This window comes from Lujinxingia vulgaris, assembly GCF_007997005.1.
In the GTDB taxonomy this organism is placed as follows: Bacteria; Myxococcota_A; Bradymonadia; order Bradymonadales; family Bradymonadaceae; genus Lujinxingia.
The window spans coordinates 1-12,838 of sequence record NZ_VOSL01000005.1; the positions used below are offsets into that span (position 1 = coordinate 1).

Consider the following 12,838-nt stretch of genomic DNA (forward strand, 5'->3'; position numbering starts at 1 on the left):
CGCGCACGGCAGTGAGTGCGCCGGCGCGCGCCGGCGGCGCGCTCTTACTCATCGGGCCGAGCACCACCTGCGGAGCCTCCGCCCGGTGCGTCACCCCGGCCAGGGGCTGCCCCCCGGCGTCGAGCAGACGCGCCGACCACGCCAGGCTCCCCTGGCCGGTCGACCCGAGCTTGACCACCACCTCATGCGCTCCGGCGCTCAGGCGCACAGGCCAGCTCTGCACATCGAGCCCCGCGCCCCGCTCCCCATCATCGCCCCCCACCTCTCGCCCGTCGATCCACACCCGGTAGGCGCCCGCCGCCCCCACCACAAGCTCCCCGCGCCAGGGCGCATCGAGCTCGACCTGACTCGAGAGAAACACCACCGCCGAGGTCGAGGGCGTCACAAAGCTCCCCAGACTAAACGCACAAAAATAGTCCGCCGGCGCCAGCTCCCGCCAGGCCACCTCCCCAAAGCGCCCGTCGTAAGGCCCCTGAAGGTCGAGCTGCGGTCCGACCGCCTCATAAAACCCCTCCATGGAGGGGTTTTCCAGCGGCCCGACCAGCGACCAGCGCGTCAGACATCCGGCCTCACTGGCCAGCTCACCACCCCGCGCATCCCCTTGCTCCATGCGGGCGCGAGCCAGCTCACGCTCGATCGCAAAGGCCGCATAGGGCCAGCGCGCCGCCGCACGCGCCCCGCGCTCAAGCTCCGCCACATAAAGGTCTGGCGAGACCCTGCCCCGCGCCTCTTCAAGGCGGTAGGCAAGCCCCAGGGCCTCCCCCTCAAAGCGGGCCTCGTCCAGCGCGTCGACCCACCGCGCGAGCTCCCCCTCGTCGCCCGACGCTGCCTCGGGCTGCGCCCACACCGTCGCGCTTAGCAGGCCCACCAGCGCCCCGCTCACCACCGCCCCAACCCTCGTACCAACTCTCATCGCCGCTCTCTCGATAGAACCTTTGCAGGACTCGCTGCTGTGCACCATGCCTGGCGAGCCGCCTGTTTCTAAGCACCTGGCGCATGCTCCTGCCCACAACCCCGCCCCCTCCCCCGGATCTTCCAGCCGGGTCCGCGCAGCTCCGCGGCCCCATCGCCCCCTCGCCATGGCCAGGTTAGCGCGTCGTGCGCTTCACCCACGTGCGGCCCACCATAATCAGCGCCAGGATACCAAGTGCCTTCAGCCACCCCGGCACGCCACCTTCGCCTTCATCTGGTGCCACATCCCCCCCGGCCTTCGTTTCGTCGGTCCCCCCGTCGCTCGACGCCACCGCCCCGCCCTCCTCCACCGGAAGGTTCACCACGTAGGTCGGAAAGGACACATCAAAGACCATCGGCCAGACCCGGTCGCCGGCCTGGGCGCGCCCCATATGCCGATACCCCCCGGGGCCCTCCATCATGATCCGGTTCTCCAGGGTGATCGCCGCCGCCCCGGGCTCACAGCGCGAGCCCACATGCAGATGCACCCGGCCGTCCTGCCCCAGAAGGTTCACAAAACGCGAGCTCTCCAGCCGACACGGCGCCTCATCGGCCCACACGCGCAGCCGTCGCACCATGTACGACTCCAGCTCCTCGGCCCCCTCCTCAAGCCGGGCGCGCTGGATCTCCTCATCATGGCCCACCCACCCCATATGATGCGCCAGATCGCCTGCCGAGATGCTCACAAGCTGCTCAACAAGCCCGCTCTGGGCGTCGATCTCGACGAGATGCGTGCTCTCATCGCTCTGGTGGGCGTGCGCCGCGGGCATCCCGAGCACGAGTCCCGCCACCATCATCCCACCCGCATACCCACTGGCCCATTGCATCGATGTAAGTCTCAACGTCGCCCCCGCTCCCTCTCAAAGATGTACACCGCACCGCCCTCACAGGCGCAGACCAGACGCCGGGCCGAGAGGCTCAACGCGTGAATCGGCGCCGGCACCTGAACCTCCTGCACCGGGTCGGTGACCCCGGGGGCATAGATGAGCATACGCCCGTCTTCGCCGCCGGTGACCAGGTAGCCATCGTCGCGGTAGGCCAGCGCGCGCCCCTCACCGTGGTGCCCCTTGAGCTTACGCGGCCGGCTGTCACCCTGACGCATCACGCGCACCGCCCCGCTGACCTCCACCCAGGCGACCTCGCCATCAAAGGTGGCCAGCGCGGTGACGCGGCCCTGCCCTTCGAGCTGGTCGATCAAAAAGCCCTGCGCGTTCCAGAAGCGCACCTGCCCGTCGGCGCTGGCGCTGATCGCGCCGCGCGCCCCAAACGCCACCGCCGTCACCGGGCTCGCGTGCGGCGCGAGCCTGCCCACGCACTGGCCGCTCTCCAGGTTCCACAGCCGCACTCGCCCCTCCTCATTGCCGGTGAGCAGGCGACGCTCGCCAACATGAAGCGACGCGCAGCGCAGCGCGGTATCCCCGGTGGCGATCGTCGCCTCGGCCACCCGCGACGCCTTACCCAGCGCTGCGCGCGGCAACATCCACATGCAGATCTCGCCAGACTCGGCCACCCCGCAGATCGAGGCCTCATCGACCAGAAAAGAGAGCGCGACCAGCGGTCCCTTCACCTCAAACGCCGTCTCCAGCTCGCCACGGGCCTGCCACAGCGTCAGCTCGTTGCTTCCGCCGTACAGAGCCATCCGCCGACCGCTCTCTACACTGGCCAGGAGCAGCGGCCCGCGCTCCTCAACCCGCAGCTGCCGGGCGGGCGCATAGTCACCCAGCGCGCCGACCTTACGCTTCAAGATCGCCATGCCCGGCGCGGCCGCCGTGGCGCGATCCCAGAACTCGTCGAGCCCAAGACTCAGGCGCTGCGTGCCCTCCTCGCGAGACGCAGCGGCGACCTCGGGCACCACAAGCTCATCGGTGCGCGCGGCCTGCCCGGGCTGCAGGCGCGAGGAGACCTCCGAGTCGGCTGCCCCCACCAGAGCCTCCGGCACGCTCTGCGCGCTGGTCGAGGCGTCGCCCAGGGTCATCTCCGGCAACGCCTCCTCGTCGCGCAACATCCCGCGCACCGCGTCGCTCAGGCTGCTGCGACGCGTCGCCTCCTCCTCCCGGGCGCCCGCTCCGCGCCCCTGAGTCTTCTCGCGTCGCGCGAAAGCACTCAGATCCTGCGCCCGCGTCATCTCGCGACCTGGCCCCGGATCCCGCACGCCGCCCGGCGCGTTAAAAAGCCCGCCCCACATCTGGGTGGAGTTGCCGTAGGCTTCATCGACCTCAGCCTCACTCGCCACCCCTCCCTGACCCACGCTCGACGTCTCGCGGGAAGGCTCTCCCTCAAAGACCGGCACCGTCCCGTCGCTTAACGCCGACGGCTCGGATGCCTCACGGGCCGGGGCGCCGCGGCGCGCGGTGCGTTGGGAGCTGCGCTCCCTGGCCCAGGGCGACGCACCGGCCACCGGAGGGAGCGCGTCTGCGTCGAGCATCTGCGTCGCCCCGTCCTCAACACCCTCCCTAACCTCTTGATTCTGCTCGACTTTTGTGGAACCCGCGGCATCCAGACGAGCCTCACTGGCGGCGATGGGCCAGCGCGGGGCGTCTTCGTCATCGCGCACCGCCGAGCCCAGAAACGAGGTCAGAGTACGCGCCCCGGAGACCTCGCCAGGGCGCTCGTCGGTCGCCCCATCCTCCTCCCCGTCGGCATGCACGCCAGCCGCATCGTCGCCCGGGGCTTCGCCACCTTCTGCACCGTCGGCAGGTGCGCTGGCATCGGGTGCATCATCGCCCTGCAGCGGGTCGGCGTCGCTGCCGACCGCCTCCTCTCCGCTGACGCTGGCGGCCACCTCCGGGTGCACCTCCACGCGACCGGTGACCTCCTCGTCTCGAAGCGCGGCGATACCGGGAGAGGTCACCGGCGCCTCGTCCTCACCCACCTCCGAGGCGGCCGCCAGCGCTTCGACTTCGGCCACACGCAGCTCATGGGTGCTGTCGGCGCCCGAGGGTTCCAACGCCCCCGCGTCCTCCAGGTCGGCCTCCGAAACATCGGAGGGCTCTGCGGGCGCGGCGAGGTCGTCGCGCTCGGCGTCGCCAGGGGATGACGCCTGAGGCGTGTCCGAGGTGACCTCCGGCTCGGGAGCCACCTCTTCGACGGCACCTTCATCGCCACGCGGCTCCGAGACGACCGGCTCCGAGACCGGGGCCTCGACTGGCGAGGACGCCGCGTTTGCCTCCCCCTCGACCTCCTCCTCAACACTCGCATCCCCGCGCTCCGGGCCAACCTCCGGGCCATCGCTCGCGGACGCCTTCGGAGCAACTTCGCCCGGCACGGCTTCGGCGTCGGGCGCTGCCCCCTGACTCTCCACCTCCCCGAACGCCCCGAACACCTCATCAAAGGCCAGATCGTCCGGCACCAGATCGGCGATGGCGTCACCCGGCGCGATCGGCACCGGGTTGTAGTCCGGATCCACACCTGTGGGTTTGGGCACCTCCACCGGGTCGGCGCCAGCCACGACCGGGCTGCGCACGGCCTCCGAGGGCAGGTCGAAGGCCTCCCCCATAATATCCAGCGGATCGCTCTCGGAGTCGGCCGCGGCCACGCTGCCGTCCTGGTCCTGCGCCTCGACGCGCTCGGCCTCCTCGTGTTTCAACTTCAACGTCGCCGCTTTGAGTCGCGCGCGAAGCGAGCGTTTTTTGGCCGGTTTTGGCGCGGGTTCGGGATCGGGTTCGGGCTCGGGCGCGGGTTCAGGCTCCGGTGCCGCTTCAGGCTCCGGTGCCGCCTCCACAACCTCCGAGATGGCGTCGCGCACCAGATCGCTGATCCCGGCGCGCGCCGCGTCCACCACAAGCGGCGAATCAGCGGAAGGCTCGAAGAGTGAGGAGAAGACGTCTTTTTCGTCGAGATCATCGCGATCATCGCGATCATCGACCGCGTCCGCCTGCTCGGCGTGCGAGGGCGCCGACGCTGGCACAGCCGGCGCCGGGGTCGACTCGGAGTGTTCCTCCAGAATCGCCAGCGAGGCGGCGTCGGCCGCGGCCAGCCGCTCCACGCTCTCTTCGAGATCGCCGGTGGCCTCCTCCAGGGAGTCATCGACAGCGGACTCTTCCACCGCAACGGGCTCCGCCTCATCAGCCGGCGCGCGAGAAGGCGTCGACTCCGAGTCGGCGCCCGCCCCGATCAGCCCCACCTCGGTCAGCTCGCCAGCGGCGTCGGGCTCGCTGAGCGGATCGCTCTCGCTGATCGCCGCGCCCGGCCCCATCGCCGGCGCGTCGCTCTCGACGTCGAGCGCCGATGCAGGCTTCGCCTCGATCTCCTCGCCATCTTCGGGCGGCGGAAAAACCCCGGCCTCAGGGCGCGCCTCGTCGCCCACCGAAGGACCGTCGGTCTGACCGAAGGCCGCCTCCTTTAGCGCTGGCGAGGTGGCGGGGCGATCGAACATGCCGCTGTCGGGGTGCTCGTTGCTCCAGGTGTTGAACCAGGAGTCGTCCCCCCCGACCTCCCCAACCTCACTGAGCGCGTCGAGGGCGTCCTCCAGCGCGTCGAGCTCCCGATCGAGATCATCGAGCGGGTCGGGCTCCACCGGAGCATCGCTCTCGGCGCCCTCCCCAAACGCGACAGATTCCCCAACATCTTCAAACACATAGCCCGAATCCACACCCTCCGAAAACGCCTCACTGGCGGCGTCATCCCGCCCCTCGGAGGGCGCTTCCGCGGGCATCACCTCGGAGACCTCCGAGGGTGCGGCGGGCTCCGAGACGTCCGACGGCGCGTGCGCATCGGTCGCCTCCGACACCTCGCTGAAGATGTCCCGGGCGGAGGCCATCGCCTCATCCATCATCGCCAGCGCGGTGCGGTGCACGCCGCTCTGCCAGCGCTCGCCGCGACCGTCGAAGCGGCGCACCGTCGCCGTGGCCAGCTCCGCTTCATCGCCCGGGGCACCGACGCGCGTGGTCTCGGCGCCCACCCCGAAGGAGGCCAGATCAAAACTTCCGCCCAGCTCAAAGCGCTCCAGCGGCGCACGCCCCAGCACCACCTCGCAGCGCATGGTCTTGAGCGACCAGATACGCGCGGTGCGATCGCTCGAGAGGCTCGCCAGGCGCCCGCGCCCCAGCCACACCATCTCGGTGACCCAGTCGGCGTGGCCGCTGAGCACGCCCTCAAGCTGGCCCATCGCCCAGTCCCAGACCGTGAGGCGCCCGTCGTAGCTCGCCGCCACCACCAGGGTTGTGCGGGGCACGGCCATCAGGCGCACGACGTAGTCGGCGTGAAAGCCCATCAAAAAGCGGGGCTTGAGCGGGGTGGCGCCAAAGACGCCCACGCAGTTATCCCAGGAGGCGCTAATGATGACCGCATCGCCGCCCGCCCAGCACACATCGTCGACCCAGCCGGCGTGATCAAAACGCACGGCCTCCAGGGGCTCCTCGGCTTCCAGATCCCAGAGGTAGACGCCGTTATCCATGCACCCGCTGGCCAGGCGGCGGTGGTCGTCGGAGAAGGCCAGCGCCAGCGGCCAGCCGCCCGAGCCGCTGAGCTCGCGCAGGAGGGTGAGTTCTTCCGTTTCGCCGAGCTCGGCGGACCAGATCGCGATGAGGCGATCGCGGGCGGAGCTGGCCAGGCAGGTGCCGTCCTGCGCAAAACTCAAGACCTCGATTTTGTCGCGATGGACCGCGCCGCGGGCCAACTTCGGGGAGCTCTCTCCGCGGAGCTCCATGAGCAGCACCTGGCCGGACTCGGCGCCCAGGGCCAGCCGAAGGCGTTTCGAGTTACCCCGGTGGTGGGCAGCACAGACCAGCCTCAAGCCGGTGTCGACGCGCCACAACGAGCGCACCGCCGCCTCACTCCCCTCCTCAAGCAGCGCGCTCAGATCCCAGCCCGCAACCTCCCCGCCGCTGAGCACGGTGACCAGCACCTGCCCCTCCAGCGCAAGCCCTACGACCTGGCCCACCCCATCAAGGCGCAACTCGCCGGCGGCCTCCTCCTCACGGGGGGAATCCCCGGCGGGGGCACCGGACTGAGGGCTCCAGATCTGCACCGGCGAGGAGCCCACCGCCATGGCGAATAGACTCGACTCGGGGTCGTGGGCGTACAAGGGGCGTTGCACCATATCCCTCTACCTTCTACTGCGACGACACGCGCTTCGATGGCGAAGCCACGCCCCCCACCCGACGCTGCCAGCGGCGCCGCGCGCCATCGCACGCGGCCTGGGCCGCCACACAGCTGTGGGGACGGCGAAACTCTACGACATCGCCCCCACGCTGAAAAGACCGCCGCGGCACCCGCTCCGATTCACGGCGCTTTAACTCCTCCTCGACACCGCGCACCGAGTCGGCTTGAATAGCAGGCGTACTCTCAACGTCTCTCGTCCCCATGGCCCGCCCCACACCTCCCCCCCGACGATCGAGCTTTCCCTATGTTTTATGCGCCCCGTCGGCCTGCCTCTACCTCGCTGCAAGTGCTGGCGCTGCTCCTCGCGCTGCTTTTTCTAAGCGCCTGCGAGCAGCTTCAGCAGGTCGCCGAATTCGTCGACTCCATCAGCACCGGCGCCCCCTGCGAGAACGGCCTGGAGTGCCTGGGCGGGTATTGTTTTGAGGAGGAGCGGGGCTTCCCCGGCGGCTACTGCTCCGAGCTCAGCTGTGAGGAGGAAGGCTGCCTGGGCTTCTCCTCCGAGTGCCTGGTGCTTCCCCTGGAGGGCTCCAGTGGCGCGGCGGCCTGCTATGAGCGCTGCGACCGCGACAACTCCTGCGAGCGCGCCGGCGAGGGCTACACCTGCACGCTGGTCGACGATATGCCGGTCTGCCTTCCGGCCGACCTCGCTGTGGGCAGCGAGCCTGGCAAGCCCGGCGCGCCCTGCACCAGCGATGTCGCCTGCGAGGAGGGCCTTACCTGCTTGACCAACCTCTACGGCGGCTATTGCGCGCGCATCGGCTGCAACCCCGACCAGGGCTGCGACGATGGCGCCTGCGTCACCCTCAACCCGGCGGCCGAGGCCGACGACGTGGTCTTTGCGTGCATGGCTGGCTGCTCCAGCGACCAGGACTGCCGCTTTGGCTACAGCTGCCTGGCCAACGATGAGAGCGAACCCGCCTACTGCCAGGAAAACGAGCAGCCCGAAGGCCCCCGCAACCCCGATGGCGCCGACGACGGTGAGCCCTGCGGCGCCAACCTGGGCTGCAAAGGCGGAAGCTGCATCCGCGAGGTCGAAAAGGACAACGGCGACGTCTCCTTCCCCGGCGGCTACTGCACCACCCGCTACTGCGGCGATGACGACGACTGCAACGGCGGCATCTGCCTGGTGCAAAACAACCAGCCCACCTGCATGGCCGGCTGCGCCACGGATTCGGACTGCCGCCAGGGTTACAGCTGCCGCACAGGGCGCGAGGGCCGCTCCTTCTGCGACTCCACCACCGCCCCGCCCGAGATCGACACCAGCGGCGCTCCGGCGCTCGAACTGGTTTGCGGATCGCAAAAAACCTACGACGTTGAGGTCGAGGCTGGCGCCGTGGGGTTCTTGCTCACCCCCTTTAACCCGGGCGGACTGGCCATTGAGCCGCGCACACTTCGCCGCCCCGACGGCTCCACGCTCAACATCCCGAACGACTACGCCTTTCACGCCATCAACCCGGCGATCCTCACGAGTCTTGCGCCGATGCTCTTCCCGGCCACCAATGACACGAGCCTGGCCAGCACCTTTGGCGGCGGAACCTACCAGATGGGCGTGGCCTCCAACGCCTCGGAGACCTGCCACTACGTCATCGCTCAACCCTCGGCCGGGCGCACGCTGCGGCTGCGTTTCTATCTGGTCGGCGTGCCCGGTTTGAGCGCGGCCACCGCCGCCTCCAACCGCGATCTTCAAGAGGCCATCGCTACGATGGCCACCATCTACGATGGCATGAACATCGAGGTGGAGGTCGCCGCCTACGAAGAACTCTCAGACGAGCTCACCGCCTCCTACAGCATCGTCCGCACCCTGGACGACGCCTTCGATCTGGTGGCGCTCTCCGAGGCCCCGGGCACCACGCTCGATGAAAACCTGGTGGTCAACGTCTTCCTCATTGACGATTTCGCCGTCGAAGATTCGCCGGGACTGCTGGGCATCTCGGCGGGGCTCCCGGGGGCGGCCGGCCTGCACGCAAGCCCCGCCTCCGGCCTGGTCTTCTCCACGGCCGGCCTGGGCGACGATAACGCCACCATCGGTCAGATCCTCGCACACGAAGTCGGCCATTACCTGGGGCTTCGCCACACGACCGAGCATCTGGGGAGCGCGCAGGATCCGATCACCGACACGCCGAGCTGCCTCTTCCCCAACCTGGGTTATTTCTGCGACGACGCCGAAAACTTCATGTTCCCCTTCTCGCTTGGCCCCGACCAGCGCCTGACCACCGCCGGCCAGTCCTTTGTGCTGAGGCGAAACCCGCTGGTGCGCCCCTGACACGCGCCATTGAATCTTAAGGGCGCGCAGCCGGTCTTACCCCTGCGCGCCCTGCAGCTCCTCTACGTTGCCCACAGCCCTCTCCGGGGAATTTATGCATCCGACACCACGCACACCGATCGCCATCATGCTTCTTCTGGGCGCGCTCCTGCTGGCTGCACCGGCCGCCGCGCAGTCCTCGCCAACCCACGGCGACCACGATCGTCCCGCACGCCCCTCCCTCGATGAGCCCCCTGGCGACTCCGGCAACGCCCCGCACGCCGAGGGCGCTCAGCGGCTGGCGTTTTTGCTCTCCGGCTTTGAACACGTCCCCGATCGCCGGGAGCTCGACCAGGTCGGCAGCCCCGCCGAGGTCGTCGGCTGGCTCAACGCGCTTTTGCAAAACCCCGAAGAGCGCACCGTGATCCGCCTGCGCGCCCTCGATCTCCTCAGCCTCTATGCGCAGGAGGAGGCCCGCGCGCCGCTGGCTGCCATCGCCGCAGCCGACCACCGCGCCGACAACCACCCGCTCGACGCCTCGGCTCGCACCCGCGCTCAGGCCCGCCACCGCGCGCTCACCGCCCTGGCCCGACACGATCACCCCGAGGCCTTCGCGATCTGGCGGGAGGCGCTCCGAAGCGACGACATCCAGATCCGCATCACCGCCATCGGTCTTCTGCGCCGCCACGCGCCCGAGCGCGCCCTTCCCGTCCTGGAGCAGCTGGCCATCGAAGACACGCGTCCCGCCGTGCAACGCGCCTTAAATCGCCCGATCGGGGGAACCAGCAACGCACCCACACGCCGGATCCCCTGAGCCCCCTCAACCTCCCGGAATGCTTCGCCCTTTGCCGCCCCGACCGCCCGGCCTCACACGGGCATAAGAACGCCGCCCACCGGGTTGCCTGCACCGGGCAACTTCAGTATCCTTCACCTTGAAGATGTCCCCCCTTATTGATGTGTGATCTTCGCCCGCATCCACCTCGTTGACGGGCTCGCGCGCTGTACACCCCCGACGCGCCCCTTAAACCCGCTGCTGACGGCGACCTGATGACCGACGATCATCCCTACGACCACGACGATCTCTCGGAGAGCTCCGAGGCGACGATGATCGTCGACGCAAACACGCTGCGACAGGCCCGCGCCCGGCAAAAGCAGGGGCGCGACCAGGCCTACCTCATCGTGATCTCCGGGCCTCATACCGGCAAGATGTTCAAAGTCGACAAGGACCAGGCCACCCTGGGCCGATCCTCGCGCGCGGAGCTGCACGTCAACGACGTGGGCATCTCCCGCAACCACGCCCGCATCATCACCTATGGCGAGGACGTCTTCGTCGAAGATCTCCAGAGCGCCAACGGCACCTACCTCAACGGTGACCGCCTCTTGAACCGCCAGCAGCTCAAAGACGGCGACAAGATCACGCTCGGCTCCACCACCATCCTCAAGTTCACCTACCACGACGAACTTGAAGAGAACTTCCAAAAGCAGATGCTCGACGCCGCGCTGCACGACGGGCTCACCGGCATCTACAACAAAAATTACCTGCTCAATCACCTCTCCACCGAGCTGCCCTTCGCGCTGCGCCACGGCACCTTTTTGAGCGTGGTCATGTTCGACGTCGACCACTTCAAACCGGTCAACGACACCTACGGGCACTTAGCCGGCGACATGATCCTTAAAAATCTGGCCGAGATCACCTCCGGGGTCCTGCGCACCGAAGACGTCTTCGCCCGCTACGGCGGCGAGGAGTTCACGATCGTCTGCCGCGGCACGCCGGTGGATCAGGCTCAGGCCCTGGCCGACCGCGTGCGCATGGTCATCGAGCGCCACGACTTTGTCTTCGAGGGCACGCACATCCCCATCACCATCAGCCTGGGCGTGGCCGGCCTGCCCCACCACACCGCCCGCACCCCCGAGGAGCTCATCGGCCTGGCCGACCAGGCCCTCTACGACGCCAAACGCGGCGGTCGTAACCGGGTGGGGGTGGCGCCTTTTTGAGGGCGGCGCCCTCCATAACCTGATGAAGCAACGAAAAACGCCCGGGTGAGAGCCCGGGCGTTTTTCGTTTTATATCAACCACTTAGCACAGAGTCATAGCACCTCACCTGCCTCAATAACAAGCTCACCGAAATAGGGTAGTTAGGAGCGTGGCGGGGTTTTTATGATTCGCGACCTCGAGCGTTGTTCGTCATATTCTGGGATATGTGGCGGACAAAACGTTTTGTCGCTCATGGATGCGCGACAATGGCGTTTGTCTCCCACGAAACGCGTTTCGAGGACGCCAAATCGGTTGGTTATTCAAAACTTGAAAAATCTCGATTCTGTTATATGATCCCGGGTGAATATCCTAATGCAATCCTTTTTAGCAGGAGATCTCAAGTGAAAGATAGCCAAACAAATGATGCGCCAAACACACAGCAAGTCCAGCCTGAATATGATGATGGACAATCCACAGACTTGGAACGAGAGGATATTGGTGAAGACATTGAGGAAATGAAACCTTGGGATCCTCGCGAGATTCGCGTGGATCCTAAGATGTTTTCTTTGCGTAACATTATAGACATGATTGACGAGGGCACTCTCAAATTAAATCCTGAATTCCAAAGACGTAGAGTATGGAAGCCCGCAACAAAGGCAAGACTCATTGAATCATTACTTCTGCGAATCCCGTTGCCGTCATTTTATTTTGACTCAGACGAACATGGTCAAATGCAAGTAGTTGATGGCTTACAAAGACTTTCTTCTGTGTACGAATTTGTTAAAGAGAAGTTTCCACTTGATGGATTAGAATATCTAAACAAACATGTTGGAGGAAGAAATTTTTCTGACTTAGATCAACTCTGGCAGCGAAGGATTTATCAAACACAACTAGCAGTGAATGTCATTGATCCACAGACCCCTGGCCCGGTTAAATTTAATATATTTAAACGAATTAATACAGGCGGTCAACCGCTCAATGCACAGGAGATTCGTCATGCGATGAGTAAGGAGCGATCTCGCGCGTTTCTCCAACAGCTTTCTGAAAAGGATATTTTTCATCAAGCGACAGGGTCTGCTCTAAAAAACCACAGACGCATGGCTGACTTGGAAGTTGTCCTCCGTTATTGTGCATTTCGATCCCTTGAGGACTTATCACAATATCGAGAGTTCAATACAATGAGCGAGTTCTTAACTGACTTTACTGACAAAGTAGACTCCGGACTGTTAAGCGACAGAGCTCTTGAGATTTTAGATGAAGACTTCACTTTCGCGATGAATAATGCATATAATTTATTTCAAGAAGAAGCCTTTCGAAAGTGGCCCTTGGAGACTCCACGACGAAACCCAATCAATCGCGCATTATTCGAAAGTTGGTCGGTAGCACTGTCAGATTATCATTGGGAACATTTACAACCTCATAAAGATCAAATTATTGCTGCAGCTCGAGAAGCAATGACAAATGATACAGATTATATCCAGTCAATTAGCGTCTCTACAGGATCGGGACCACGAGTTGTTTGTCGTTTTGAAACCGCTCGCCAAATTTTGAATCAAGCCCAGGAGTAG

The 12,838-nt window shown here is 65.8% G+C and carries 6 protein-coding genes and 1 pseudogene; 4 read left to right on the top strand and 3 right to left on the bottom strand.

What is annotated here, in order from left to right:
• The 3 genes and pseudogenes from FRC96_RS00660 to FRC96_RS00670 form a co-directional block, all read right to left on the bottom strand.
• Positions 1–913, bottom strand: a pseudogene (locus FRC96_RS00660) (hypothetical protein); the annotation flags it as partial.
• A 175-nt stretch (positions 914–1,088) separates the two neighbouring features.
• Positions 1,089–1,778 carry a hypothetical protein gene (locus tag FRC96_RS00665; RefSeq protein ID WP_230469696.1) on the bottom strand — a complete coding sequence of 230 codons (690 nt, stop codon included), beginning with the start codon at positions 1,776–1,778 and terminating at the stop codon, positions 1,089–1,091.
• Positions 1,779–1,789: 11 nt separating this feature from the next.
• Complete coding sequence (locus FRC96_RS00670) at positions 1,790–6,988, bottom strand: hypothetical protein (protein ID WP_146972120.1); 5,199 nt, start codon at positions 6,986–6,988, stop codon at positions 1,790–1,792.
• A 309-nt stretch (positions 6,989–7,297) separates the two neighbouring features.
• Between FRC96_RS00670 and FRC96_RS00675 the strand changes: the two genes are divergently transcribed.
• The 4 genes from FRC96_RS00675 to FRC96_RS00690 all read left to right on the top strand — a co-directional run bounded on the left by FRC96_RS00675 (position 7,298) and on the right by FRC96_RS00690 (position 12,838).
• Positions 7,298–9,316 (top strand): M43 family zinc metalloprotease, encoded by a 2,019-nt coding sequence (locus tag FRC96_RS00675; protein ID WP_146972121.1) that lies wholly within the window; start codon positions 7,298–7,300, stop codon positions 9,314–9,316.
• A 94-nt stretch (positions 9,317–9,410) separates the two neighbouring features.
• The gene (locus FRC96_RS00680) at positions 9,411–10,109 is read left to right on the top strand and encodes a HEAT repeat domain-containing protein (protein WP_146972122.1); all 699 of its coding nucleotides are present in this window, start codon (positions 9,411–9,413) and stop codon (positions 10,107–10,109) included.
• A 233-nt stretch (positions 10,110–10,342) separates the two neighbouring features.
• Positions 10,343–11,290 carry a GGDEF domain-containing protein gene (locus FRC96_RS00685; protein ID WP_146972123.1) on the top strand — a complete coding sequence of 316 codons (948 nt, stop codon included), beginning with the start codon at positions 10,343–10,345 and terminating at the stop codon, positions 11,288–11,290.
• 246 nt (positions 11,291–11,536) lie between these two features.
• Positions 11,537–12,838, top strand: a complete 1,302-nt coding sequence (locus tag FRC96_RS00690; RefSeq protein WP_230469697.1) for a DUF262 domain-containing protein — start codon at positions 11,537–11,539, stop codon at positions 12,836–12,838.